Raw genomic sequence first — 25,996 nt, forward strand, 5'->3', positions numbered from 1 at the left:
CCCGGGCGCTCTTCCAGCTCGGCAACCGCCGCAGCCGCCCCTTCGTGAAGGTCAACTGCGCGGCCCTTCCCTCGGAGCTGCTCGAGAGCGAGCTCTTCGGTTTCGAAAAGGGTGCCTTCACCGGTGCGCAGAAGCGCAAGCTCGGAAAGTTCGAGTACGCGAACCAGGGCACGATCTTTCTCGACGAGATCAGCGAGATGGCGCCCCCGCTCCAGGCGAAGCTCCTGCAGGTGCTCCAGGACGGCGAATTCTCGCGGCTCGGCGGCGAGAGCGACGTCCGGGTCGACGCGCGCATCATCGCGGCGACGAACCGGAACCTCGAGGAGGCGGTCCGAAAGGGGGAGTTCCGCGAGGATCTCTACTATCGCCTGAACGTCGTCACGATCCACATCCCGCCGCTCAGGGAGCGGATCGACGCCGTCCCGCTCCTCGTGGAGCACTTCCTGCGGATGTACAACGAGCAGTACAAGAAGAGCGTCGAGAAGCTCTCCGACGAGACCATGCAGGTCCTGATGGACTATCACTGGCCCGGCAACGTCCGCGAGCTCGAGAACATGATCAAGCGGATGGTGGTCCTCGGGAACGAGTCGACCGTGCTCCAGGAGATCGCGCAGCGCGAGCCGGTGACGCCCGCCCCCGCACAGGGTGCGGACGAGGCCGCTGGGGTCGTCGACGATCTCGACCTCGTGGCGCTCGGCGTGGATTTCGCGAACGGGGGTGAGCTCGATCTCAAGGCGATCTCGAAGCGCGCTTCCCAGATCGCGGAAAAGAAGGTGATCGAGCGCGTGCTCGGGCAGACCCGGTGGAACCGCAAGGAAGCCGCCGAACGATTGCAGATCAGCTACAAGGCCTTGCTGTACAAGATGAAGGAAAACGGCCTGAGTGAGGGACGTTAGGCGGACCGTGTCCGGCCTACTCGGAGAACGATGATGATTCGCGTTGACGAAATGACTCGATTCGCGCTCGTGGCGATCGCCGCGCTGATGGTGGGCTGTACCGGCGTCGGCCAGGCGCCGCCGCCGGAGCCGGAGGCGGGGACTCGAGATGAGTACGTGATCGGGATTCCCGATGTCCTGCGAATCGTCGTCTGGCGAAACGACGAGCTCTCCGTGCTCGTCCCCGTTCGTCGCGACGGCAAGATCTCCGTCCCGCTCGTCGACGACGTCCAGGCGGAGGGCCTGACGCCCCACGAGCTCAAGGAGGTCCTGACGGAGGCCCTCGCCGAGTACGTGACCGCGCCCGACGTGACCGTCATCGTCCAGGAGACGAACAGCCACACGGTCACGGTCGTGGGCGGCGTCGCCCGCTCGGGGCAGATCCCGCTGACGCGCGAGATGCGGGTCATCGAGGCGATCGCCACGATGGGCGGCTTCAGCGCCTGGGCGCAGAAGGACCGGATCAAGGTCATCCGCAAGGTGAACGGCAGGGCGGTGGAATACGGCTTCAACTATGGCGCGTATACGGCGGGGAAGGCCCCCGATTCGAATCTGCTGCTGATGCCGGGTGACACGGTCGTCGTACCGGATTAGCAGGGGCGCGGAATGTCTCGCGCGCAAGTCTGCGCATCGATTCTGGGGTTGGGTCTGATGTTGACCGCAAGCTCGACAGAAGCACGGGAGCTGGAGCTCTTCCTCGAGACTCGTCTCGGAGGGGACTCGAACGTCTTCCGTCGGGCCGACGATCCCGCCGACGAGAACCTGGATCCGAAGGCGGCCGGTACGTGGGAGATCTCGCCTCGCCTCACGCTCCGGGACGAGCAGGACGAGCTCGAGTACGACTTTCGCTACCAGCCCACCTACGAGCGGTTCTTCGCGGTGGAAGACGGCGGGGACGACGACGACATCAGCGGGTTCGATCACATCGCTGCGGGGGACTTCGTCTGGCGGGTCAGCCCGGTCTCCTCGATCGGAGGAAACGGGCGCTTCAGTCGACAGCGTCGCCTGCGCGAAGGTTTCCCGGACCTCGGTGTTCTGCCCGATCCGCCGCTCGAGCAGACCGACAACGAGTACGTCCAGCGGAGCCGAGGGACGGTCTACTTCAATCGGGCGTTCACGCCGAGCACCTCGATCCAGGGCTCCTACACATTCGACGACTTCGACATCAGCGAGCAGCAGCAGGGTGATTCCAGGCTCCACTCCGTGTCGGGCGGTGGCTCGTACGCGATCACGCAGCATACGCGCGTGGGCGCGAACGCCACCTTCCGCACTCGCGCGACCAAGGCGTCCTTCGATCCGGATCCGAGCAACTCAGGGACGCCCGAGACGGACATCCGCGAATCGCGCTCCGAGACCGACACCTTCGACATCTCGTTCACGATGGAGCAGGCGCTGTCGCCCCACCTTTCGATCTCGGTCGCGGTGGGTCCCTCGTTCTTCGACACGCGGGACGAGGACTCGCTCGGCAACGTCTCCTTCAACACCGACGACTCGATCTTTGCCGCGATCACCGTGACCCAACAGCTGAAGAAGGGCGAGCTGGAACTCTCCTATACCCGGTCCGAGGGCGGCGGTGGCGGCGCGACCGCCGCGACGTCGATCCTCGATTCCCTGACCGGGACCGCGGTCTACCGCCCGACCCGTCGTTGGGTCCTCCGGGGTCGTCTGGGCTGGACGCACCGTGCGACGATCTCCTCGGACGCCTTTCTCGGCCGTGACATTCGGACGGACTGGCTGACGGCCTCGGTCAACGCGCAGCGCCGCGTGACGCGGAACTTCTCCGTCATCGGCACTTTCCGGTACGGCTGGTCCCGTCTCGACGACTTCCAGCCGGGCGTATTCCTGTCGCCGACCGTCTTCCTCGCATCGCGGTCCTCGCGGACCACCAACGAGACCATCCAGGGCACGATCGGCCTTCGGTACATCTTCGATCCCTACGTCTTCTAGGACGACGAACCATGAATCTCGAACAAGGCAACGGCAACCAGGTCATCGACCTCTTCGGCTTCCTGCGGCGACGCGGGAAGTTCGTCGCGATCGTCTCAGGAGCATTCATCCTGCTGACGTTCTGGATCACGATGGCGCTGCCGAATCTCTACACGTCATCGGCGATGATCCTCGTCGAGCCCCAGAGCGTCGACGAGGACCTCGTCAACTCCGGTGTTCGTGAGAGCGATCTGAACGAGCGCCTCGGCCTCATGACCGCCGAGATCCTGAGCCGCATCCGGCTCTCGAAGATCATCGACGACATGAACCTCTACGAGGAGGAGAGCAAGGACCTCCAGCGCATCGAGGTCGTGGACCTGATGCGTTCGTACATCAGCGTCGTGCCGGTTCTCTCGGAGCTCGAAGAGGGGCAGCGTCGCCGGGACGTCCAGTTCAACACCTTCCGGATCATCTTCCAGCACGAGGACGCCCGGGTCGCCGCCGCCGTCGCGCAGCAGATCGCGAACGACTTCATCAACGCGAACATCGAGGCGCGCACCGACGTCACGAAGAAGAGCCTCGAGTTCATGGAGGACGAGATCGAGTCGTTGACGAGCGAGCTCGCCGAGGTCGAGGGCAAGATCTCGAAGGTGAAGGCCGAGGCGGCGGGTCGCCTGCCTGAGGACTTCGAATCGAATCAGCGAATGCTCCAGTTCGCGATGGGAGACCTCCGCGACGCGCAGCGGATTCTGTCCTCGGCGCAGAGCGACGCGGCCTACTGGAAGAACCAGGTCCTGACCGCCGCCTCGATGATGGGCGGCGGGGACCCGACCAGCCCGGCCAACCGCAAGCGACTCCTCGAGATCGAGCGCGGCACGATGCTCGCCCGGGGCTATACCGCGCGCCATCCCGACGTCGTCCGGGTCGAGGCGGAGATCGCCCTCCTCACCGATCAGCTGGCGGCCTCCGCTGCCTCGGCCGGCGAATCGGCGCCGCAGTCGATGGGGGAGCAGAACGCGCGCGCCGAACAGGGCCGCGCGGAGCTGCGCGCAGTCGCGGCGGAGGAGGACATCGAGCGCCTGCGCGAGCAGATCGCCGATCTCGAGGCGCGACTCGCCGAGACGCCCGTCGTCGCGGAGCGGCTCGACGGGCTGAACCGCCAGTACGAGGGGCTCTATCGAAGCTACCAGGACTTCAGCAACCGCCTCCAGCAGGCGAGCGTGCAAGCCGACCTCGAACGACGTCAGCTCGGCGAGAAGTTCCTGATCCTCGAATCCGCCGAGCCGGCGCCCGAGCCGTCCTCGCCGAACCGGATCCTGATCCTGGTGCTCGGGGCCATCCTCGGTCTGGGCATCGCCGCGGGCGCGGGCCTCGTCGCCGAGGTCTCGGACTCGTCGGTGCACACGACGAGCGAGCTCCAGCAGAGTCTCGGCATTCCGGTGCTGGTCTCCGTGCCGCGGATCATGCTCGAGTCGGATCGCGCGGCGCGATCCCGGCGCATCCTGCGCGAGACCCTCGCCGCGATCGCGGTCGTGCTCTTCGTCCTGATCGGCGGCGGCGTGACCTACTACTTCGTGAACATGGCCGGCAAGAGTCAGGGCGAGGACGCCCCGGTCGAAGCCACGATCGAGGAGGCGCGTGCGCCCTTCGGCGGGATCGGCCTCGGGTAGCGGGTAGGGAAGACGATGTACACCGAGTACTACGGGCTCGTTCGCTCGCCCTTCGAGATGACGCCGGACCCCTCGTTCCTGTACCTGGGGGAGGCACATCGCGAGGGATTGGCGACGCTCGTCTACGCGGTCAACTCGGGGAAGGGCTTCGTCATGCTGACCGGAGAGGTCGGGACGGGGAAGACCACGCTTCTGCACGCGTTGCTCGGCCAGCTCGACTCGAACACCAACTCGGCCTTCATCTTCAACCCGCGCCTCGACCCGATGGGCTTCTTCCGGGTCCTCTTCGAGGAGCTCGACATCGGCCCGCCCTGCGAATCGAAGGCCGAATACCTTCTGACGCTCAATCAGTATCTGATCGACAAGCTCGCGGCGAACGAGCGCGTTTTGCTGATCGTGGACGAGGCCCAGAATCTCTCGACCGAGATGCTCGAAGAGATCCGACTTCTTTCCAATCTGGAGACGCCGACCTCGAAACTGATCCAGATCATGCTCGTCGGACAGCCGGAGCTGCAGGACCTCGTCGACCAGCCGGAGCTCCGGCAGTTGCGCCAGCGAATCGCCCTCCGACATCATCTCAGACCCTTCGACGCCGCCGAGGTCGCCGAGTACATCCAGGAACGACTCGCCAAGGCCGGCTACACCGGGCGCGGGATCTTCAAGAAGAAGGCGATCAAGGAGCTCTTCGAGATCACCGGCGGCACGCCGCGCATGATCAACAACATCTGTGACGGGGCCATGCTGCTCGGCTACGCGCGCCAGGAGAGCACGCTCGGTCCCGAAGCCATTCGCGAGGTCGCCCACGACCTCGGACTCGTCGGCAAGGACGCCGTCGAGAACCCAGATTCTTCTCGGGGGAAGGAAACGCCCCCGAAGCGGCGTCGACGACGTCTGCTCCGGTTTCGACGTTAGTCGCGACCGGGTTCGCCAGGAGTAGAGAAATGCCCAAGCACTACGAAGCACTGCAGCGTGCCGAGGAGGAGCGCCGCCGAAAGGTGACCGGCGTCGATTCCCCCGCGCCCGCCGCAGTCCCCTTCGAGAGCGCCGCACCGCCGGTGGCACCGCCCACGGCGAAGCCGCCGGGAATCCTGTCGCGTCTCTTCAAGGGGCGCGGTGGAGCCGTGACGGAAGAGCCGGGAGAAGCGAACAAGCGTCGCATCGCGCTGCTCCAGCCCGACTCCTACGTCGCAGAGCAGTACCGGAGCCTCCGCGGACGGATCGATTCGCTCGCGTCCCAGCGCCCGCTGAAGACGCTCGCGGTCACGAGTGCGAACTCGGGCGAGGGCAAGTCGACCTGCTCGGTGAACCTCGCGACGGTGACGGCGATGAGCGTCGGTCGAAGCGTGCTGCTCATCGACTGTGATCTGCGTCGCCCGAAGGTGCATTGGACCCTCGGCCTCCAGCCCCAGGTCGGGCTCGCCGAGGTGCTGCTCAATCAGGCGACGATCGAAGAGTCGATCCTGAAGCTCGACGGCGTGAACCTCGACGTCCTTCCGGTCCGCTCGGTCCCCTCGAATCCGTCGGAGCTCCTCGCTTCGCCGGAGATGCGCAAGCTCACGGAAGAGGTCGCGGGGCGCTACGACCGCGTCATCCTCGACACCCCCGCGTGCCTGGGCCTGCCGGACGCGAAGAGCGTCTCGGAGCTGTGTGACGGTCTCGTCATGGTCGTGCGCGCGGGCGTCACCCCCAAGGAAGACGTTCGTGCGGCACTCGACATCCTGGATCGCCGCAAGGTCGTCGGGATGGTGCTGAACGGCTCCGAGGCGACGCGCGAACAGTACGGATACTACTAGCCCGCGGCATTCGAACCCGGTCGGAATCCCTCCCATTGAACCCTTTCCACGCCATCGCGATCGTCGTGATCTCGTCTGTGATCGCGTACGCGTCGACGCCGTTCGTGATCCGTTTCGCGGCCGCGATCGGAGCGGTCGACCGTCCGAACGAGCGGAAGGTGAGCAAGCGGGCGGCGATGCCGCTGCTCGGCGGGCTCGCCGTCGCCTTCGGATGCGCGGCAGGGATGACGACGGCGCTCGCGATCTGCAGCGTGACGGATCTCGCGAGGGGAGTCGTCGGGTTCGGCGGGGGAGCGCTCGCGCTGATCGCGGTCGGTCTCTACGACGATCGATTCGACGTCCGGCCCTACGTGAAGCTCCTCGTCCAGATCCTGGCGGCCGGGATCGCGATCGAGGCGGGCTTCCGGATCGACTACTTCACGAGCCCGATCTCGGGAGAGACCCACGCCGTTCCGCTCTACATCGCCTGGCCGATCTCGCTCGTCTGGATCGTCGGCGTCACGAACGCGCTCAACCTGATCGACGGGCTCGACGGGCTCTCGGCGGGCGTAGGCGGGATCATCGCCGGCACGCTCACCATCATCTGCTGGCAGGCGGAGCAGTGGCTCGGCGTCGTGGTCGGCCTCGCGCTCTTCGGCGCGCTGCTGGGCTATCTGCCCTACAACTTCCCGCCCGCGCGGATCTTCCTCGGGGATACCGGCTCCCTGGTGATCGGGTTCGGCCTCGCCGTGCTCGCCCTCGAGGGCTACCGCAAGACGGCGCTCCTCGCGTTCCTCGTTCCGCTGCTCGCGCTGGCGATCCCGATTCTGGACACGGTCCTCTCGATCGTGCGCCGGCTGCGGAGCGGTCGAGGCGTCTTCTCGCCAGATCGGTTGCACATGCACCACCGCCTCCTCCATCGCGAGGGCTCCCACAAGAGCGCGGTGCTGATGCTCTACTTCCTGACGGCCTGCTTCTGCATGATCGCCGTCTCGTTCTCGCAGATCGACGGCTGGATCGCCTTCCTCTATCTGGCAGCGGTCGTGGCGGTCACGATTCGGCTGCTTCGCAACCTGGATGCGTTCTCGCTCGAGATCCTGGGAGATGCGCCGCCGGCGAACGAAGGGGGACACGAAGGCGGAGCCGAGTCGTCCTCCGATTCGTCGAGTGTCCCTGGAGATTCGAAGCCCGCATAGGTCCTGGGAGGGGATCCGTGCGCACGATCGGGATCGGGAGTTAGATCATCATGAACATCGCAGTGATCGGAACCGGCTACGTCGGACTGGTGACCGGCACGTGCTTCTCCGAGTTCGGCCTGAACGTCACCTGCGTGGACGTCGACGAGGCGAAGATCGCCTCGCTCCAGGCGGGAGAGATCCCGATCTACGAGCCAGGCCTCCAGGAGCTCGTCACGCGCAACGTGGCCGACGGTCGCCTCGCGTTCACGACCGACGTGGAGACCGCGATCGCACAGTCCCTCGTCCTCTTCATCGCCGTGGGCACGCCGCCCAACGAAGACGGCAGCACCAATCTCTCGATCGTCGAGAGCGTCGCGCGTCGCATCGGTCGCGAGATGGACGGCTACAAGGTGGTCGTCACGAAGAGCACGGTCCCGGTCGGGACCTCGAAGTTCGTGCGGGAGTGCATCGACGACGAGCTCGCGAAGCGAGGCGAGTCGATCCGCTACAGCCTGGCCTCGAATCCCGAGTTCCTGCGCGAGGGCGCGGCGATCGGCGACTTCATGCGACCGGACCGCGTCGTCATCGGGACGGACGGCGACGACGAGCAGGCCCTCGCGATCATGAAGGATCTCTATCGCCCGCTCTATCTGAACGAGACGCCCTTCGTGGAGACCACGATCGAGACCGCCGAGCTGTCGAAGTACGCGGCGAATGCGTTCCTCGCTACGAAGATCTCGTTCATCAACGAGATGAGCGTGTTGTGCGATGCGTTCGGCGGCGACGTCCAGGCGGTCGCACGCATCATGGGCCTCGACGGCCGGATCGGGAAGAAGTTCCTGCATGCAGGACCGGGCTTCGGCGGCTCGTGCTTCCCGAAGGACACGCGCGCGGCCGTCCACTTCGCCCGGGAGCTCGGCCACGAACTGGGGATCATCGAAGCGTCGATCCGCGCGAACGATCGCCAGCGCCTGCGCATGATCGACAAGGTCGTGGCGGCGCTCGACGGCGAGGTCGCGGGACGCGTCGTCGCGGTCCTCGGACTCTCCTTCAAGCCGGAGACCGACGACCTGCGAGAGGCGCCGGCGATCGACATCATCCGCGAGCTGCAGGCGCGCGGCGCCACTGTCCGAGCCTACGATCCGGCGGCGCTCGAAGAGGCGGGAGAGCTGCTCCCGGAGCTGGTCTGCTGCGGCGACGCCTACGAGGCCCTCGAAGGCGCCGACGTCGCGGTGATCGTGACCGAGTGGAACCAGTTCCGGATGCTCGACCTCGAGCGGATGAAGGAGCACATGGCGCGCCCGGTCCTGGTCGACATGCGCAACATCTACGACGGCGACACGATGCGTGGCCTCGGCTTCGCGTACACCGGCGTCGGCGTCTGATCCTCCGAGAGCCGATCGCCGCAGGTTGCACCCTGCGGGGAGTGTCGGAGATCCCGCCGACGGGGTCGTTTCGTCACATGGTCCCCGATTTTGTGACGATGGTCACTAAGCAAAGGCGGGGTTGGGACGTACGATCCCGGGTGCGGTGAGCGCTTCGCCGCCGATCCGCGGGCGCCGGTGGGCGCTCGGATCGGATCACCCCCACGACGAGGTTCGAGATGCATACGACTGGCACGGTCCGCAAGGACGTCATCGATTCGCTGCGGGCGATTCCGCTCTTCGGTCGGGTCTCCGAGGCCGACCTCGAGGAGCTGGCGACGCACCTGATCGAGCGCCGCTTCCCGAAGAACGCGACCGTCGTCGAGGAAGGCCTTCCGGGCGACTACATGTACGTGATCCGCCAGGGGAGGGCGAAGGTCACGAAGGCCTCCGAGGACGGCCGCGAGAAGATCATGAACTTCCTCGAGGCGGGCTCCTTCTTCGGGGACATGGCGCTGCTCGGGGACGAGACGCGCTCCGCCAGCGTGAAGACCCTCGAGGACTCGGTGCTTCTCGCCCTCTCGCGCCGTGATTTCATCGACCTCCTGCGCCAGAGCCCGGATCTCTCGCTGTCCGTCATCGAGGAGCTCGCGAATCGTCTCCGGGAGACGAACGAGCAGGCGCGGTCGCTGTCCTTCCAGGGGGTCGAAGAGCGCACCCGCAACCTCTTCGAGCGGATCGCCCGGGTCGACGAGACGACGGGCGGCCTGCGCATGACGCCGGCGCTCACCCACCAGCAGATCGCCGACATGGTCGGGACGTCCCGCGAGACCGTGACCCGCGCCATCAAGCAGCTGAAGACCTCGGGCTGGCTCGAACAGGAAGGCAAGCGCTACGTGATCCCCGCCGAAGGGGATTGATCCGCGGAGCGCCGTCGCCGTCCGTCCTCGGGCGAGGCTTCTCCGCCCCCGCCCCGCCCCGGCTCCCAACAGAAGAAGTCCGCCCCGGAGCGCACGGGACGCAAGCAGGTGTCTCCGGCTGCCGATAGGACACCGCGCGTCCCGTCGTCGCGACCGCTCGTCTTTGCACGGTCTCGGGCGATGACGCACTCTCTGGCTTCTCGATTTCCCCTCGGGTCCGGCAATCCGCCGGCGTACCCGACCCGGGACGGGACTCAAGGAAACCGCGTCATGTCTTCGGGCCTTCTTGTCGGACTTCGATCTCTCGAGCGCGTGCATTCTCATCGCCGATCAGCGAGCTCGTCTGGCCGCGGGCGCATGTCGGGCCTCGGGCGCCTGGCGCTCACCGCCCTGATCGCGAGCTTCGCCGCCGGCTGTGCCGACGACGAGCAGCGGATCGCGGAGTTCCTCGAACGCGGCGAGAACTACGTCGCCTCGGGCGCGGACGAAGAGGCGATCATCGAGTTCAAGAACGTCCTGCAGCTCGATCCCGAGAACGCGGACGCCCACGAAGCGCTCTCGCTCGCTTATCTCCGGGTCGACAAGCCGCGCGAAGCGTACTGGGAGATGTCGGAGACCGTCCGCGTCGATCCGAACAACGTCGATGCACGGCTTCGCTACGGCACGATCTCCGCCGCGATCGGCGACTACGACCTGTCGAACGAGCAGGCCGAGGCGGTGCTCGCACTCGAGCCCGACAACGCGCGCGGCTACACGCTGCGCGGTCAGGCGCGTGAGAACCGAGAGGACCTCGAGGGTGCCGAGGCCGACTATCGTGCGGCGGTCGACGCCAGCCCCGATGCGGCCGCGTTCCGCTTTCTCCTCGGTGGCTTCCTCGAGCGCAACAAGAAGGTCGAAGAGGCGGAAGCCGTCTACCGCGCGCTCCTCGAGACCGAGCCGAGCTACCTCGCGGCGTCGACGCTCACGCGCCTCGTGCTTCGCGACGAGGATCGCGCCGCGGAGGCGGACGTGCTGATCGCGGACCTGATCCGCATCGCCGAAGAAGCGCCGACCGAGGCGCGCGAGGCCGATCCGAACGCCGAAGACCAGGGCAGCACGACCCTCGTCTACAACGTGCTGCGCGAAGAGGCCGTCGTCGGCGCCTACACCCTGAAGGCACTGGTCCAGCGCAGCCGGGACGATTTCGACGGCGCGATCGCGACCCTCGAAGAAGGCGTCACGAAGAGCGAAGGCAAGACCCAGCTGATCTATCAGATGGCGCAGTTCTATCGCGCGGAAGGCCGGACCGAGGACGAGGATCGCATGATCCGTCGAGCGACCGAGGTCGCACCCGGGAACGCCGACGCCCAGCTCTTCCTGTCGGCCTACCTCGGGACCCAGGGCGATGCCGACGGCGCCCTCGAGGCCGCTCGTGCCGCCGCCGAGATCGACCCGACGAGCGACGCCGCCCGGTTGAGGGTCGCCGAGCTGCTGATCGACGTCGGCTTCCGCGACGGCGACGAGGCGATGATCCAGGAGGGCCGGTCCATCGTCGACGTCGTCCTCGAGGAGCGGCCCGACGGTCCCGAAGCCAACTTCGTGAAGGCGAAGATCGAGCTCGCGGAGAACGACATCGAGGCGGCGAAGTCGAGCCTGGAGACGACCCTGCAGGCCCGACCCGATTGGGCCCAGGCGCGCTTCGTGCTCGGCTCCACCCTCGCGGCGAGCGGTGAGATCTCGCGCGCCCGGGTCGAGCTCGAGGCGGCCCTCGAGGCCCAGCCCGGTCTGCTCGATGCCCGAAAGCTCCTGACGAGCGTCTACTCGACGCTCGGCGAGCACGAGTTCGTGATCGAGAACGGCCGGACCTATCTCCGGGATCGCCCCGACGACATGCCGATACGCATCGCCGTCGGTCAGAGTCTGATCCGGGTGGGTCGCGCCGACGAAGCCTACGACGAGATCGCCTCGGTGCCGGAAGAGGAGTGGGACGCGGCGGCGTTCTTCGCTCTCGGACGGATCGACCTCGCCTACGGGCGCCTCGAGGAAGGCACGCGCAAGCTCACCCGCGCCGACGAGCTCGCGCCCGGCAATCCGCAGGTGCTCCGGACTCTGGTCGCGATCGACCGCAACGAAGGTCGGATGGACCGTGCCCTCGAACGAATCGCGGCGGCGATCGCGGCGAAGCCCGAAGACAGCGAGCTCCACGAGCTGAAGGGCGATGCGCTGCTCGCGAAGCGCGACGTGGAGGGCGGGCGCGCTGCGCTCGAGAAGGCGGTCGAGCTCGAGCCGCGGAACGTCTCGGCCCACATCTCGCTGGCCGACGTCGAGGCGCGTCGCGGTGACGCCGAGGCCGTCCTCTCGGTCCTCGAGCGCGCGAGCGGTGCGGTGCCCGAGTCCGCGGAGCTGCAGTATCGACTCGCCCAGGCCTACGACCGTCTGCGCCGCACGAGCGATGCCCTCGCGACGTATGAGAAGACGATCGCCCTGAATCCCGAGTTCGCCATGGCCAAGAACAACCTGGCCTATCTGCTGGCGGAGCACGGCGGCGACCTCGATCGCGCACTCGAGCTCGCGCAGCAGGCGAAGGAGGCGATGCCCGACGACGGGAACGCCGCGGATACCCTCGGTTGGGTCCTGCTCAAGCGCGGCCTGCCCTCGGCGGCGATCGGCTACCTGGAGGAGGCGACCGAGCGGTTCCCGGAGAACGCCTACGAAATCCAGGGTCTCGTCCACAACCATCTGGCCCAGGCCTACGAGGCCGCCGAGGACAAGGACAAGGCCATCGAGGCGAGCCAGGCGACGGTCGACTTCTTCGCCCGGCTCGAAGAGGCGGCGAGCGAGCGGGGCCTGACGGCGAACGAGCCGGGGTGGGTCGAGGAGGCCCGGTCCAGGATCGCGCGGCTCGAGAGCGCCTCCTCCTAGGGCCGCTCGTGTTCCGAGCGGTTCCGCCACGGACGGAACCGCTTCGGCGGGCCCAGGGTGGCGGATGACCCTTCGGTCGGCCGTTCCCGTGTCGGAGCGCACGGAATTCCGGCGCTCGCGGCGGGGGTGATTCACACCACCGGTCTCCATGTGCAGGGCCCATCGGCAGATCCGCTCGCCCGTTCAAGAGTTCCTCGGGGCGGGCCGATACACAGGCCGGAGGGGAACGTGTGTCCGTGGACGGACCCGCGTCCTCCGGTCCCGATCGCTCAGGCGATCGACGGCCCGCTCCATGGAGGAACACATGAGGAAGAGCCTTCTCTTTTCCGTCTCGCTGACGGCGCTGATCTTCGCGGGCGAAGCCCTGGCGGAGGCCGCCGTCGACGTGCCGGTCACGCCTGCGGAAGACGCGGTCGCGGAGACTGCCACCGAACCGGGCGCCGCGTCGTCCGAGGGTGACGAGCTCGCCTGGGATCAGTTCGATGATCCTTCGTTCGATCCCGCCGCCGAGCCGGCAGCACCCGCGATCACCGAGGCGGTCGACGCCACGATGCCGGTCGCCGGCACTGAAGGTCTCGTCGAAGCGGCCGTCACCGACGTCGCACCGAGCGAGGAGGCCGCCCCGGGCGTCGTCCTCGATCCCGGCACGGAAGCGACCGAGACCACGGTCGAGGGCGTCGTGCTCGGCCCGATCGGGTACGACGACCAGGGACGCCAGGGACGACTGCACACGGTCGCCAAGGGCGACACGCTCTGGGATCTCTCCGCCGCCTACCTGGGAACGCCGTGGGTCTGGCCGTCCGTCTGGATCGACAACGACGACATCGCGAACCCGCACCTCATCCTGCCCGGTGACAAGATCTGGATCACCGCGAACGAGATGCGTGTCGTGACCGACGCCGAGGCCCAGTCGTTCCTGGAGACGCCGGTCGCGGACGCCGACGAGGCGCCGCCGATCGTCGAAGATGCGGACTTCGTGCCCGAGCCCGGCGACGAGTTCGCTCCGGTCGCCGCGACGGATCCCGCCGTGGACGAAGCGTCGACCCTCGATGCCTTCCCGGTCGAGGTCCCCGAGGAGACCGCCCCGGCGATGCCGAGCGGTCGCATGATCACGATCGCCCGTCGCGACTCCTACGGCTTCGTGTCGGCGGAGGCGCTGTCGGGCGCGTCGTCGATCGTCGAGAGCCCGTCGGTTCGGACCTTCCTGGCGGAAGGCGACGAGGTCTTCATCGGTCTCGGCGAAGGCGACACCGAGGTCGGCGATCAGTTCATGATCTTCACCGTCATCGACGACGTCCGTGACGTCGAGACGAACCGGATCCTCGGCAGCCACGTCGAGAACCTCGGCTGGCTCGAGGTCAAGGAGCTGACCGGCGACACGTCGATCGCCGAGATCCGCCAGTCGTACGCCGAGATCCGCCGCGGCACGCGGGTGATGGTCCGGGAGAAGCTCCCGCGCCGCGTCGCGCTGCGCTCGACGCCGGATGCCGTGGACGGACAGGTGGTCTTCCTCCCGTCCGACCGCACGCTGGCCGCCGACGGCGAATACGTCTACCTGAACCGCGGTGAGTTCCACGGTCTCGAGATCGGCACCGAGCTCGAGGTCTACTCGTCCGGCGCGATCCTCAACGATCGCGAGCGCCGCGTGGACGTCCGGACCCCGGACACGCCGGTCGCGACCCTCGTGGTCGTGACGGTGGACGCGGAGAGCGCGGTCGCCTTCGTGCTGAGCGCGGATCGCGAGATCGCGGTCGGCGATACGGTCCGCCCCGTCGTGGACCGGACGCTCGCCCAGCGCTGAGTCGGTCGGGTCGCGCTTCGGCGCGACGTGGACATGACGAGCCCGCGTCCTCGGACGCGGGCTCGTTTCGTTTCGGGGCCTCGCCGTGACCCCGCGGACCCACCGGCGTGAACCCCGGCGCCGCTCGGGCGCCCTTCCGCGGGCGCGGCATTCTTTCGGGCGTTCGCCCCGAACCGGTCCCGTCGAGGTCCGTCATCTCCGCTTCGGACGCTTCTTCGAATTCGACTCCGCTCCCGGCGCCGGGCGGGGCGCGCCTGGCCGGGCTCGCGCCCGGCGACGCCCTCGGATGGCTCGCGCTCCAACGCCGGCTGGCCTTCGTTCCCGAGCGGATTCGCGATCGGCTCGAGGCGGGGGAGGGGCCCGCATCGATCCTCCGACAGCCCCCGCCGCTTCCGCCGGGCCTGACCCGTGCCCCCGCGGTCGCACCCGCGCGCGACGCGCGAACCCTCGACCGGATCGCGGGGCGCGTGCTGCCGTTCGGCCACCCCGACTACCCGGCCCGGCTGGCGGCGATCGCGGACGCGCCGCCGGTGTTGCTCGTGCGCGGGGACCCGCGCGTCCTATCGACCCCGGCGGTCGCGATCGTCGGGGCGCGGGCAGCGACGCGAAGCGCGCGGGGTCAGGCGCGCCGGTTCGCGCGTGCCCTCGCCGCGCGTGGGATCACGATCGTGTCGGGGCTGGCACGCGGAATCGATGCCGAGGCCCACCGGGGGGCCCTCGAAGCGGGTGGCCGGTCGATCGGCATCCTCGCCTGCGGGCTCGACCGGACCTATCCCCCGGAGCACCGGGTCCTCGCCGACGAGCTCGCCGAGTCTGGAGCCGTGGTGTCCGAGGTCCCGCTCGGGACTTCGCCGCGGCGGGAGCTCTTTCCGCTGCGCAACCGGATCATCAGCGGGCTCTGCCGCGGCGTGATCGTGGCCGAGGCCCGGCGTCGGAGCGGGTCGTTGATCACCGTGCGCCATGCCCTCGACCAGGGCCGCGACGTCTTCGTCCTTCCCGGACCGACGGAGGGGCCCTTTGCCGAGGGCAGCAACCGGCTCCTGCGCGAGGGCGCCGTCGCGATCACCGAGCCGGAGGACGTCTTCGAGGATCTCGGCCTCGCGGCTGCGGTGACGGCGGCGGACGCGGGCGGGGAGGGCAGCGCCGTCTCGCGGCTCGATCCGCTGGCCCAGCGCGTGATGCGCGCGCTCGCGGAAGGGCCGCTCGCGAGGGAGGGGCTCGCTGCGGCTCTGACCGTCGATCCGGCGCGGCTCGCGGAATGCCTGCTCGATCTCGAGCTCTCCGGGTGGGTTCGGGAGGAGCGGGACGGGCGTCTCTACCGGATCGGGTGAGGCGATTCGGAGTTTCGAGGGCGCTCGGCCGCCGGCGGGAGAGCGCTTCGCTAATCTCCCGGCACGGGTGTCGTGGGTTTCGCCTGCGCGCTCGATCCCGGTCGAGGCCGGGACATCCCCCCACCGAAAACTTGGGCCGGGCGACGTCCATCCCGCGACGGCGTCCTCGAGTCGGCGATGCCCCGGATCGGGCTCGTCGAGGTCTCCGAAGCGTTCGCGACGCGGCGACCGACCGCTCTCGAGAGGAGCGGTTCGGGCGTTCGCGTGACGGACGCGGGAGTGGAATGTTGGTCGCTTCCAGCGACGAGACGCGAGCGAGCGTGGACGACGGAGCCTCCCCGACGCCGGTGAGCGTGATCGGGGCGGGACTCGCAGGCAGCGAGGCCGCCTGGCAGCTGGCCGAGCGAAGCGTGCCGGTGCGCCTCTTCGACATGAAGCCCGAGCGACTCTCACCGGCGCATGCCTCCGAAGATTTCGCGGAGCTGGTCTGCAGCAACTCCCTTCGTGCCAACACGCTCGGAAACGCCGTGGGGCTCCTCAAGGAGGAGATGCGCCGGCTCGGCTCCCTCGTCCTGCGGGCGGCGGATGCGACGGCGGTCCCGGCGGGCAAGGCACTCGCGGTCGATCGCGTGAATTTCTCCCGGACCATCACCGAGGCGATCGAGGGTCATCCGGGGATCGAGGTCGTGCGCGAGCGCGTGGTCGCGATCCCTGAAGAGCGGCCGGTCATCCTGGCGACCGGGCCGCTGACGGATGGAGAGCTCGCCGAGGACCTCGGTCGCGTGCTCGGCGAGGAGTACCTCTACTTCTACGACGCGATCAGCCCGACGATCTACAAGGATTCGATCGACGAGTCGATCGTGTTCCGGGCCTCGCGCTACGACACCGGCGACGAGGAGGAAGGCGACTACCTGAACGTCCCGCTCTCCCGGGACGAGTACGAGGCGCTCGTCGAGGCGCTGCTCGAGGCCGAGACGGTTCCGCTCCACGCCTTCGAGGCGGCCATGTACTTCGAGGGCTGCCTCCCGATCGAGGAGATGGCGCGCCGGGGACGGGACACCCTTGCGTACGGACCGATGAAGCCGGTCGGGCTCGAGGATCCGCGAACAGGCAAGCGCCCCCATGCCGTCGTCCAGCTCCGGCAGGAGGATCGGGCTGGCACGCTCTGGAATCTCGTCGGCTGTCAGACGAAGCTTCGCGTCGGCGAGCAGAAGCGGATCTTCCGGATGCTGCCGGGGCTCGGCGAGGCGGTCTTCGCCCGCTTCGGATCGATCCACAGGAACACGTACGTGAACGCGCCGGTCCAGCTCGACGACCGGCTCCAGCTGAAGGCGTCGCCGGGCGTCCATCTCGCGGGACAGATGGCCGGCGTCGAGGGCTACGTGGAGTCCGCGGCACTCGGCTATCTCGTCGGCGTCGACGTCGCTCGCCAGCAGCTCGGGCTGCCGCACGTCGCACCACCGCCGGAGACGGCGCACGGCGCGCTGCTGCGTCATCTGCAGAACGCCGACGCCAAACATTTCCAGCCGATGAATGTGAACTACGGGCTCTTCCCGGCCCTCGATCGCGACGTCCTGCGGCCGCCGCGGCCCGAGGGTGGACGGCGCAAGAAGCTGCCCAAGCGCGAGAAGAACCAGAAGCTCGCCGAGCGCGCGCTGGATCGTCTCGGCGAGTTCGCCGCGACCGTGACGGCGCGTGACGGGAGGGCCGCATGAACTGGAGCCAGGCCGTCGACGGCTTCGGTCGCCATCTCGGGATCGAGCGCGGGCTCTCGCCGAACACGCGGCGCGCCTACGAGTCGGACGTCCGTCAGCTCACCGTCCATACGGGCTCCGACGTCCCGCCGGCGAAGGTCGATGCCGATCACGTGCGCGCCTGGCTCGCGAGCCTGCACCGGCGCCGGAGTCCGGCGACGATGGGGCGGAAGCTCGCCTCGGTTCGCTGCTTCTTTCGCTGGCTGGTGCGCGAGGGCGTGCGCAGCGACGACCCGACCGCCGGGCTGCCGATGCCGAAGCTCGAGAAGCGGCTCCCGCGCCCGCTCTCGATCGACGACTGCGAGCAGCTGATCACGAAGGACGAGCGCGCCCTGAATCAGTCTGCGCCCGAGGGGGGGGATCGCTCCCGGCGGCACCAGTGGATGAAGCTGCGGGACCGGGCGCTGGTCGAGCTGCTCTACGGAACCGGCATCCGGATCGGCGAGCTCGTCGCGCTCGACGTGCGCGACCTCGAGCTGCGCGCCCAGGAGATCCGCGTGATGGGCAAGGGCGGCAAGGAGCGGGTCGTGCCGATTCCCGAGCAGGCCCGCCTCGCGCTCTCGTCGTGGCTCGACGTACGAAGGCATCCCGGGCTGATGAGCGAGCCCCTCTTCATCTCGCTCCGGGCAAGGCGGGAAGAGAAGCCGCGAAGGCTCGCCGCGCGCGAGGCCCGCAGGATCCTGCGCGAACGGGGACTGCGCGCGGACCTCGGCGAGCACGTCCACCCCCACCGCCTGCGTCACAGCTATGCGACGCACCTCCTCGACATGGGCGCCGACCTGCGCGAGATCCAGGAGCTGCTCGGCCACGCGAGTCTCTCGACGACCCAGAAATACACCGCGGTCTCGGTCGAGCACCTGCGTGACGTCTATGATCGGGCGCACCCCCGGTCGCGGAGCGCAGGGCCGCGGGGCGGGGACGCGAGCGATTCCGCCGAGCGAAGGACGAAGACGAAGACATGAACGCGACGGAGAAGGCACGCTCGACGACGGTGGTCGCCGTCCTGCGCAACGGTCGGATCGCACTGGCGGCCGACGGTCAGGTGACGCTCGGCGAGACGGTGATGAAGCAGAGCGCGGACAAGGTTCGCAAGGTCGCCAAGGGGCGCGCGCTCGTCGGGTTCGCCGGCGGCGTGGCCGATGCGCTGACCCTGCTGGAGCGCCTCGAGGGCAAGTTCGAGACCCATCCGGGCAACGTGCGCCGCGCCGCGGTCGAGCTGGCGCGCGACTGGCGGACCGATCGGGTGCTGCGGAAGCTCGAGGCGATGATCCTGCTCGGGGATGCCGAGACGCTGCTCATGGTCTCGGGCAACGGCGACGTGATCGAGCCGGACGACGGGGTCGCGGCGATCGGGTCCGGCGGGTCCTACGCGCTCGCCGCCGCACGTTCGCTCATGCGCCATACGGAGCTCGAGGCGGACGAGATCGCGCGCGCCGCCCTCGAGGTCGCGGCCGAGATCTGCATCTACACGAACGCGAACATCTCTCTGGAGAGCCTCCCGTGAGCGAAGGCGACACGTTCACCCCGCGCGAGATCGTCTCGGAGCTCGATCGCTACGTGATCGGCCAGCGCGAGGCCAAGCGCGCCGTCGCGGTCGCGCTTCGCAATCGCTGGCGAAGGCGGCAGGTACCCGAAGCGCTGCGCGACGAGATCGCGCCGAAGAACATCATCATGATCGGCGCGACGGGGGTCGGGAAGACCGAGATCGCCCGCCGCCTGGCGAAGCTCGCGCAGGCCCCCTTCATCAAGGTGGAGGCCTCGAAGTTCACCGAGGTCGGCTACGTCGGTCGGGACGTCGAGTCGATCATCCGTGACCTGACCGAACTCGCGATCCAGCTCGTCCAGGCGGAGGAGCAGGAGGCCGTCCGCGCCAAGGCCGAGGAACGGGCCGAAGAGCGCCTGCTCGACGCGCTGCTCCCGCCGGCCTCGCCCGCCGCGAACGGGGCCGCCGGCTTCCACGTCGTGGGGGACACGCCGGAGCCCGGCGCCAACGAGACGCGAGAGAAGCTCAGGAAGCTGCTGCGCCTCGGCGAGCTCGAGGAACGGGAGGTCGAGCTCGAGCTGTCCGAGGACGCCGGGGGGCCTTCGCTCTCGATCATGACGCCCCAGTGCGTCGAAGAGATGGGCGTCCAGTTCAAGGACCTGCTCGCGGGGATGATGCCGAAGCAGACCCAGCGTCGGCGACTGAAGATCGCCGACGCGCGGGAGGCGCTGGTGGACGAGGAGGCGCGGGAGCTCGTCGACGCCGACCGGGTGAGAGAGCTCGCGGTGCGCCGGGTCGAGGACTCCGGGATCGTGTTCATCGACGAGATCGACAAGGTCGCGGTCGGCAGCGGCGGTCGACAGGGCCCGGACGTCTCGCGCGAAGGCGTCCAGCGCGATCTGCTCCCGATCGTCGAGGGCTCGACGGTGCAGACCAAGCACGGACCCGTCGTGACCGACCACATCCTCTTCGTCGCGGCGGGGGCCTTCCACCTGGCCAAGCCGTCGGACCTGATTCCGGAGCTGCAGGGGCGATTCCCGATCCGCGTCGAGCTCCAGAGTCTCGGGCGGGACGAGCTCGTGCGGATCCTGACCGAGCCGGACAATTCGCTCGTGCGGCAGTATTCGGCGCTCCTCGCGACGGAGCAGATCGAGCTCTCGTTCGAGCAGGACGGAATCGCGGCGATCGCGGACGTCGCGGCGACGGTCAACGAACGCACCGCCGACATCGGCGCCCGACGGCTGCACACGGTCATGGAACGCCTGCTCGAGGCGCTCTCCTTCGAGGCGCCGGACCTCGGGGCCCGGACCGTGACCGTCGATCGGGCGATGGTGGAAGAACGATTGGGCGAGCTACTGGACGATCAGGATCTTTCGCAGTTCATTCTGTGAGGCGCGCGTGGCGGGTCACGGTCCGCGCGCCGGGACGACTTGGGGGGAGTTATGGCGGACACACCGGACGACGAGGCGCGCGGAACGCACACTCGGGTCCTGGTCGTCGACGACGAGATCTTCTTTCTCGAAGCGATCGACGAGATCCTGACCGAGGGGGGCTTCGAGACGGTGCGGGCCGAGGACGGCGAGACGGCCCTCGAGTTGGCGGCGGACCCGTCGATCGGGGTCGTCGTGCTCGACGTGCGGCTTCCAGACATGGACGGGATCCAGGTGCTCGCGTGCATCCGGGAGATGCGACCGGAGCTGTCGGTGATCATGCTCTCGGCGTCGACGGACCAGGAGATCGTGCTCGAGGCCCTGCGTCTCGGCGCGGCGGACTATCTCGCGAAGCCGCTCCACGACGAAGAGCTCGTACTGGCGGTCGGGCGCGCGCTCGACGGCTACGAAGCGAACGCCGCCCGCCGGCGACTCCGCCAACGGATCGACCGCCTGGTCGAGGGGATGGAGCGCCTCTCGCAGGTCGTGCGGCTGGCGGCTCCCGGCGAACGCGTGGACGTCCTGAGGCAGGGGATCGTGGACTCGGCGAGCGTCGTGCTCCAGGCGAGTCGCGCTTCGCTGATGCTCGCCGATCCCGACCGCGAGTGGCTCTCGGTCGTCGCCAGTCGCGGCGTCGACGTCGAGCCGACGACGATGTCGGCGCGGAAGGTCGGGGAGGGCGCGTCCGGGACCTGCTTTGCCGACGGGGCGGTCCTCTGCGTGCCCGACGTCGATGAAGACGCCCGCTTCTCCGGTCGCGGCGCGGGCAGCTACGAGACGCCCGGCTTCGCCTGCGTTCCGCTCGTCTGCCTCGGGGTGCCGGTCGGCGTGCTGTGCCTGACCGACGGCGAGGATGCGGACGGGCTCTCTCTCGAGGAGACGAACGTGCTCCGCCTGCTCGGCATGCAGATCTCCGAGTTCCTCGCGGCCGATCCGGAGGTCGAGCGGCTCCTGGCCAGCGCCCAGGTCAGCGACGTCGAAGGCGTGGCATTCAATGGGCTGGAGGCCCCCAACGGGCTGGGGACCCTCGATCTGCTCGACACCGTCGACGGGGATGCCGAGATCGCCCAGGCGATCTGCGAGGCGGTCGCGGCGGAGGTCGAGCCCGAGCGTGTCCTCGGTTCCGCCCTGAACGCCGTCGCGACCCGGCTACGCGCGGCGCCGGTGAGCCTCCACCTGACGGATCCCGAGGGAACGTCCCTCGTGCTCGAGGCGCAGGTCGACGGCGGCGTGGCCGCGGATCGCGCCTCGCTCGCCGCCGATCGGGGGCTCTGTGGCGCCGTCGTCCAGACCGGCCAGCTGGTGGCCGCACCGGAGCCCGATCAGGATCCGCGCTTCGACGCCGCCGTCGATACGCCCGAGGACGGCCTGGTCCGGCCCTTCCTCTGCGCGCCGATCCGGCTGCGGGAGAAGGTCGTCGGTACGCTCCGGGTCTTCCTCGACGCGGGGTCGCCGGCCTCGCCGCGTACGGCGGAAGTCCTGGGCGCCGCCTTTTCAGCGGCCGTCCGCAACGTCCTTCTGTACCGTTCGCTGCTTCGAAGCATCGAGGAGGTGGCCGAGGCTCGGAAGAACGCGCGCCCCTGAGCGGTTGCGACTCGGCCTCGCCCCTTTCCTCTTCTCGTCCTCCTGTACCCGCCCCCCCCCCCGCGCCCGCCCGAACGGGATCATGAAGCAGCTCGTCGACAAAGCGAAGGTCCTGATGGAGGCGCTGCCCTACATGCAGCGCCTGATGGGCAAGACCATCGTGATCAAGTACGGCGGCCACGCGATGACCGATGAAGCGCTGCAGGCGTCGTTCGCCGCGGACGTCGTGTTGATGAAGCACATCGGTGTGCGCCCCGTGATCGTCCACGGCGGCGGTCCGCAGATCGGGCAGACCCTCGAAGCCATGGGCAAGCAGTCGACCTTCATCGAGGGCCGGCGCGTGACCGACGACGACACGATGTCCGTCGTCGAGATGGTGCTCGGGGGCAAGATCAATCGGGAGATCGTCCAGCTCGTCCAGCAGGCCGGCGGCTCCGGCGTCGGCTTCACGGGCAGCGACGGCGGTCTCCTGCGCGTCGAGAAGAAGCTCATCAACGGCCAGGACCTCGGCCGGGTCGGCGACGTGAAGCACGTCGACCCCTACATCATCATGGCCGCGATGGACGCGGGCATGGTCCCGGTCGTCGCGCCGATCGGCGTCGACGGGGACGGCCTCTCGTACAACGTGAACGCGGACGAGGCGGCCGGCGCGATCGCCGAGGCGCTCGGTGCCGAGAAGCTGATCCTGCTGACCGACGTCGAGGGCGTCCTCGACGCGCGGGGCGAGCTGATCAGCGAGCTCACGACCGAGAAGTGTCAGACGCTGATCGACGACGGCACGATCAAGGGCGGGATGATCCCCAAGATGGAGTGCTGCATGCAGGCGCTGCGCGGGGGCGTTTCGCGTACGCACGTCGTCGACGGAAGGATCCAGCACGCGGTGCTGCTGGAGATCTTCAGCGACGACGCCGGCGTCGGGACCCTGCTGCGCTCCTGACGCCCATGCGCCCTCCGCGGGATGGGGGGCGACGCCTGAAGGGGGCGCGAACGCCGCCGCAGGCGAACGCATCGCGTCCTGGACGTGGATGGAAGATCACCTCGAAGCCGAGTCCGTGAAGCGGGCGCAGAAGCCGAGATCGAAGAGACCAACGATGCCGAAAGACTTCCTCAGTGTGGCCGACTGGAGCGCCGACGATCTCTGGTCGATGGCGGACCGGGCTGCGGTTCTGCGGGCGGCCCATCGGGAGGGCAAGCGCCCTCGAACGCTCGAAGGACGAACCCTCGCGATGTATTTCGAGAAGCCGTCGCTCCGAACGCACGTGACGTTCGAGGCGGGCATCGCCCATCTCGGCGGCCATGGGGTGCTGCTCAAGCCCGAGCAGATCGGGATCGGGACGCGCGAATCTCCGGCCGACGTGGCCCGCGCGCTCTCTCGCTGGGTCGACTGCCTCATGGCGCGCACCTTCAGTCACGAGCTCGTCGAGCAGCTGGCGGCGGACGCTTCGATTCCCGTGATCAACGGACTGACGGATCTCCTCCATCCTTGCCAGGCGATGGCCGATCTGGTGACGATCGCCCAGTACGTGAAGCCGCAGGAGGCAGCGATCGCGTACGTGGGGGACGGCAACAACGTCGTGAACTCCTTGATCCTGCTGGCCGCCGTCCTCGGGCTCCGACTCAACGTGGCGACGCCGGAGAGCCATCGTCCGTCGGTCCGGATCCGCGAGCGCGCCAAGCGCCTCGCCCAGGAGAGCGGCGCGGAGATCGTGCTCGGGGAGGACCCGGTCGAAGCCGTTCGCGGCGTCGACTTCGTCTACACCGACACGTGGACCAGCATGGGGCAGGAGGAAGAGGCGGTGCAGCGCCGCGAGATCTTCCGCGACTACCAGGTGAACGAAGCGCTCCTCGCCTTTTCTTCGGACGCGCGGGTCATGCACTGCCTGCCCGCGCACCGGGGCGAAGAGGTGACCGACGAAGTCCTCGACGGCCCCCGAAGCATCGTCTTCGATCAGGCGGAGAACCGCCTCCACGCCCAGAACGCGATTCTGGAGCATCTGCTGGCGCGCTAGCGCGCCAGCAGATGATCCAGGGACTCTTTTTCGCGCGCTGCGCGCGCTGGGCTCAGGGCTGTGGTCGGGCGGGCGCTCTGCCGTCCCGGACTCCGCGCGACGCGGACGGGGGGCGCTTCGTGGCGGCTGCGCGTGACCCGGGCGGGGCCGTTTCGTGGTGGTTGCGGGCGACTCGGCTGATTCTGGTCGCGTTCCGCCGCGGGCGGGCCTCCGTGATTCGCGATTCCCCACGGGGTATCCCTGGTCCTGCATGCGGAAAGTCGTTCCAGAACGTGCTCGTTGCTCATTCTTCGCCGCTCGTCGGCCGAGAAGAGTCCAGGGGGGGAGCGTCCGCTCGGGCGTTTCCCGCACGGAGCAATGGAGTCGGGTCTTGGCACAGGTCCCGGAGCAGAAGGATTGGATCCTCGCACCCGCCGCAGGGGGTGATGCGGAGCAGCTCGTCAAGAGCGCTGCGGAGGGATACCTGTTCTCGCGGATCGATGGGACGACGCCCTGGCGCCTGCTGCGCGAGATCGGCGGAATCCCGCCCGAAGACGTCGATGCGTGTCTCCGCCGATGGCTCGACGAGGGCGCCCTCGAAGTCGTCGGCGGCAAGGCCGGTTCGAGCGCGGGGGCGGGCGGTCCGAAGAGCGAGACCGCGGCGCCGACGGTCGATGCGGCCGAGGCGGTGACCGCGATCGTGATCGACGAGTCCGCTCTCGACGAAGGCCTGGACATCGACCTCGACGTCCAGCGCCGGATCCTCACCTACGAAGCCTCTCTCGGTCGGCCCTACCACGAGCTGCTCGGCGTCGAGCCCGGCTCGGAGCCGAAGGCGGTCAAGCGGGCCTATTTCAAGCTTTCCAAGGAGTTCCATCCCGATCGCTATTTCCGCAGGGAGATCGGGAGCTACGCCGAGCGCCTCGATCGCATCTTCAAGAAGGTGCTCGAGGCCCACGAGATCCTCTCGGATCCCGAGCTCTGCCAGGTCGAGAACCATACGCCCTCGGCGCCCGTCGAGGAGGCCGCCCCCGTGGACGCGGCGAGCGTTCCGGAGTCACCCTCGGCGGACGCGCAGCCCGGCACCGAAGAGGCGAAGCCCGCGAAGCCGCGGCCGCTCACCAAGCTCGAGCGCCTGAAGCAGCGGATGCCCTTCAAGATCAATCACGCGGCGATCCAGGCCCGGCGTCAGCAGGCCGACGAGATCTTCCGCGCGGCGCAGGGCTCGCAGCAGGCCGGTCGCCTCCAGGAGGCCGAAGCGAGCATCCGGATCGCGATCAGCTTCGACCCGGCCCGGGCCGAGTTCAAGGAAGCGCTCGGCTCCCTGAAGATCGCGGCGGCGGGCGCCCGGGCGGCGAACCTGCTCGCGAAGCCCTCGGAGCGCATGAGCGACACCGAGCTCTTCGAAGCGCTTCGCCTGATCGAAGACGTGCTGCCCTACCGCCCCCACGATCCGGAGCTCAACGAGCGCGCCGGTCGCATCTGCCTCCGGCTCGAGAAGTACGACGAGGCCAGGGACTATCTCGAAACGCTGCTGATCCGGCAGCCCGAGTCCGCCGTGGCGTACACGATGCTGGGGAAGATCCACAAGGCGCTGGGAGATCTCGACGAGGCGGTGAAGGCCTTCGAGACGGCGCTCAAATTCGATGAAGACGATCTGGATGCACGGCGGGCGCTGGCCGCCGTGCGCATTGGAGCGCGCGATGCAGCGCGCGGAGGGAGAACCTCATGAGCCGAGTGATCGGAATCGATCTCGGAACGACGAACTCCTGCGTGTCGGTGGTCGAGAACGGCCAGTCGACGGTGATCCCGAATTCGGGGGGGTACAAGACGACCCCCTCGATGTTCGGCATCTCGCAGGACGGCAAGCGCCTCGTCGGTCACCTGGCGAAGCGCCAGGCGATCACGAACGCGCGGGGGTACAAGACGACCCCCTCGATGTTCGGCATCTCGCAGGAC

21 protein-coding genes are annotated in these 25,996 nt (G+C 68.5%); all 21 read left to right on the plus strand.

Features of this window, described 5'->3' with window-relative positions:
* On the plus strand, positions 1-896 hold an 896-nt coding region (locus NXI30_28350; GenBank protein MCR9098150.1), incomplete at its 5' end, for a sigma-54 dependent transcriptional regulator.
* A 51-nt stretch (positions 897-947) separates the two neighbouring features.
* On the plus strand, positions 948-1,529 hold the full coding sequence (locus tag NXI30_28355) for a polysaccharide biosynthesis/export family protein (GenBank protein MCR9098151.1): 582 nt from the start codon (positions 948-950) through the stop codon (positions 1,527-1,529).
* Between the two features lie 57 nt (positions 1,530-1,586).
* Positions 1,587-2,882 (plus strand): hypothetical protein, encoded by a 1,296-nt coding sequence (locus NXI30_28360; protein MCR9098152.1) that lies wholly within the window; start codon positions 1,587-1,589, stop codon positions 2,880-2,882.
* 11 nt (positions 2,883-2,893) lie between these two features.
* Positions 2,894-4,531: a Wzz/FepE/Etk N-terminal domain-containing protein gene (locus NXI30_28365; GenBank protein ID MCR9098153.1), complete on the plus strand. Its 1,638-nt coding sequence runs from the start codon at positions 2,894-2,896 to the stop codon at positions 4,529-4,531.
* 15 nt (positions 4,532-4,546) lie between these two features.
* A complete protein-coding gene (locus NXI30_28370) occupies positions 4,547-5,443 on the plus strand; it encodes an AAA family ATPase (GenBank protein ID MCR9098154.1) in 897 nt (298 codons plus the stop codon).
* 29 nt (positions 5,444-5,472) lie between these two features.
* Entirely contained in the window at positions 5,473-6,324 is an 852-nt protein-coding gene (locus NXI30_28375) for a CpsD/CapB family tyrosine-protein kinase (GenBank protein ID MCR9098155.1), read from the plus strand.
* Positions 6,325-6,359: 35 nt separating this feature from the next.
* Positions 6,360-7,499 carry an undecaprenyl/decaprenyl-phosphate alpha-N-acetylglucosaminyl 1-phosphate transferase gene (locus tag NXI30_28380; protein ID MCR9098156.1) on the plus strand — a complete coding sequence of 380 codons (1,140 nt, stop codon included), beginning with the start codon at positions 6,360-6,362 and terminating at the stop codon, positions 7,497-7,499.
* A gap of 50 nt (positions 7,500-7,549) precedes the next feature.
* Positions 7,550-8,866: a UDP-glucose/GDP-mannose dehydrogenase family protein gene (locus tag NXI30_28385; protein ID MCR9098157.1), complete on the plus strand. Its 1,317-nt coding sequence runs from the start codon at positions 7,550-7,552 to the stop codon at positions 8,864-8,866.
* Positions 8,867-9,084: 218 nt separating this feature from the next.
* A complete protein-coding gene (locus NXI30_28390; protein ID MCR9098158.1) occupies positions 9,085-9,765 on the plus strand; it encodes a Crp/Fnr family transcriptional regulator in 681 nt (226 codons plus the stop codon).
* A gap of 357 nt (positions 9,766-10,122) precedes the next feature.
* On the plus strand, positions 10,123-12,666 hold the full coding sequence (locus NXI30_28395; protein ID MCR9098159.1) for a tetratricopeptide repeat protein: 2,544 nt from the start codon (positions 10,123-10,125) through the stop codon (positions 12,664-12,666).
* Between the two features lie 304 nt (positions 12,667-12,970).
* Complete coding sequence (locus NXI30_28400; protein ID MCR9098160.1) at positions 12,971-14,467, plus strand: LysM peptidoglycan-binding domain-containing protein; 1,497 nt, start codon at positions 12,971-12,973, stop codon at positions 14,465-14,467.
* 107 nt (positions 14,468-14,574) lie between these two features.
* Positions 14,575-15,798 (plus strand): DNA-processing protein DprA, encoded by a 1,224-nt coding sequence (dprA, locus tag NXI30_28405; protein MCR9098161.1) that lies wholly within the window; start codon positions 14,575-14,577, stop codon positions 15,796-15,798.
* Positions 15,799-16,082: 284 nt separating this feature from the next.
* Positions 16,083-17,513: a methylenetetrahydrofolate--tRNA-(uracil(54)-C(5))-methyltransferase (FADH(2)-oxidizing) TrmFO gene (gene trmFO, locus NXI30_28410; protein ID MCR9098162.1), complete on the plus strand. Its 1,431-nt coding sequence runs from the start codon at positions 16,083-16,085 to the stop codon at positions 17,511-17,513.
* Complete coding sequence (locus NXI30_28415; GenBank protein MCR9098163.1) at positions 17,510-18,514, plus strand: tyrosine recombinase XerC; 1,005 nt, start codon at positions 17,510-17,512, stop codon at positions 18,512-18,514. Before trmFO ends, NXI30_28415 begins: the two co-directional genes overlap by 4 nt.
* Positions 18,511-19,056 (plus strand): ATP-dependent protease subunit HslV, encoded by a 546-nt coding sequence (gene hslV, locus NXI30_28420; GenBank protein MCR9098164.1) that lies wholly within the window; start codon positions 18,511-18,513, stop codon positions 19,054-19,056. The genes NXI30_28415 and hslV overlap by 4 nt, the downstream gene beginning before the upstream one ends.
* Entirely contained in the window at positions 19,053-20,426 is a 1,374-nt protein-coding gene (gene hslU, locus NXI30_28425) for an ATP-dependent protease ATPase subunit HslU (GenBank protein ID MCR9098165.1), read from the plus strand. The genes hslV and hslU overlap by 4 nt, the downstream gene beginning before the upstream one ends.
* A 51-nt stretch (positions 20,427-20,477) precedes the next feature.
* Entirely contained in the window at positions 20,478-22,049 is a 1,572-nt protein-coding gene (locus NXI30_28430; GenBank protein ID MCR9098166.1) for a response regulator, read from the plus strand.
* Positions 22,050-22,131: 82 nt separating this feature from the next.
* Positions 22,132-22,986, plus strand: a complete 855-nt coding sequence (gene argB / locus NXI30_28435) for an acetylglutamate kinase (GenBank protein ID MCR9098167.1) — start codon at positions 22,132-22,134, stop codon at positions 22,984-22,986.
* Between the two features lie 154 nt (positions 22,987-23,140).
* Entirely contained in the window at positions 23,141-24,058 is a 918-nt protein-coding gene (argF, locus tag NXI30_28440) for an ornithine carbamoyltransferase (protein ID MCR9098168.1), read from the plus strand.
* A 370-nt stretch (positions 24,059-24,428) separates the two neighbouring features.
* Entirely contained in the window at positions 24,429-25,769 is a 1,341-nt protein-coding gene (locus NXI30_28445) for a tetratricopeptide repeat protein (protein ID MCR9098169.1), read from the plus strand.
* Positions 25,766-25,996 (plus strand): Hsp70 family protein (locus NXI30_28450; protein ID MCR9098170.1); only part of this gene is annotated, 231 nt, incomplete at its 3' end. The genes NXI30_28445 and NXI30_28450, both read left to right, overlap by 4 nt.

Source organism: bacterium, from assembly GCA_024742285.1.
Taxonomy (GTDB): Bacteria; Myxococcota_A; UBA9160; order UBA9160; family UBA4427; genus UBA4427.

Excerpts from the sequence above, each read along its gene's own strand:
- NXI30_28355 (MCR9098151.1), top strand. The coding sequence starts at position 948 with ATGACTCGATTCGCGCTCGTGGCGATCGCCGCGCTGATGGTGGGCTGT.
- NXI30_28390 (MCR9098158.1), top strand. The coding sequence starts at position 9,085 with ATGCATACGACTGGCACGGTCCGCAAGGACGTCATCGATTCGCTGCGG.
- hslV (MCR9098164.1), top strand. The coding sequence starts at position 18,511 with ATGAACGCGACGGAGAAGGCACGCTCGACGACGGTGGTCGCCGTCCTG.
- NXI30_28415 (MCR9098163.1), top strand. The coding sequence starts at position 17,510 with ATGAACTGGAGCCAGGCCGTCGACGGCTTCGGTCGCCATCTCGGGATC.
- argF (MCR9098168.1), top strand. The coding sequence starts at position 23,141 with ATGCCGAAAGACTTCCTCAGTGTGGCCGACTGGAGCGCCGACGATCTC.
- NXI30_28370 (MCR9098154.1), top strand. The coding sequence starts at position 4,547 with ATGTACACCGAGTACTACGGGCTCGTTCGCTCGCCCTTCGAGATGACG.
- NXI30_28360 (MCR9098152.1), top strand. The coding sequence starts at position 1,587 with ATGTTGACCGCAAGCTCGACAGAAGCACGGGAGCTGGAGCTCTTCCTC.
- NXI30_28395 (MCR9098159.1), top strand. The coding sequence starts at position 10,123 with ATGTCGGGCCTCGGGCGCCTGGCGCTCACCGCCCTGATCGCGAGCTTC.
- trmFO (MCR9098162.1), top strand. The coding sequence starts at position 16,083 with ATGTTGGTCGCTTCCAGCGACGAGACGCGAGCGAGCGTGGACGACGGA.
- argB (MCR9098167.1), top strand. The coding sequence starts at position 22,132 with ATGAAGCAGCTCGTCGACAAAGCGAAGGTCCTGATGGAGGCGCTGCCC.
- NXI30_28400 (MCR9098160.1), top strand. The coding sequence starts at position 12,971 with ATGAGGAAGAGCCTTCTCTTTTCCGTCTCGCTGACGGCGCTGATCTTC.
- NXI30_28375 (MCR9098155.1), top strand. The coding sequence starts at position 5,473 with ATGCCCAAGCACTACGAAGCACTGCAGCGTGCCGAGGAGGAGCGCCGC.
- NXI30_28430 (MCR9098166.1), top strand. The coding sequence starts at position 20,478 with ATGGCGGACACACCGGACGACGAGGCGCGCGGAACGCACACTCGGGTC.
- NXI30_28365 (MCR9098153.1), top strand. The coding sequence starts at position 2,894 with ATGAATCTCGAACAAGGCAACGGCAACCAGGTCATCGACCTCTTCGGC.
- NXI30_28385 (MCR9098157.1), top strand. The coding sequence starts at position 7,550 with ATGAACATCGCAGTGATCGGAACCGGCTACGTCGGACTGGTGACCGGC.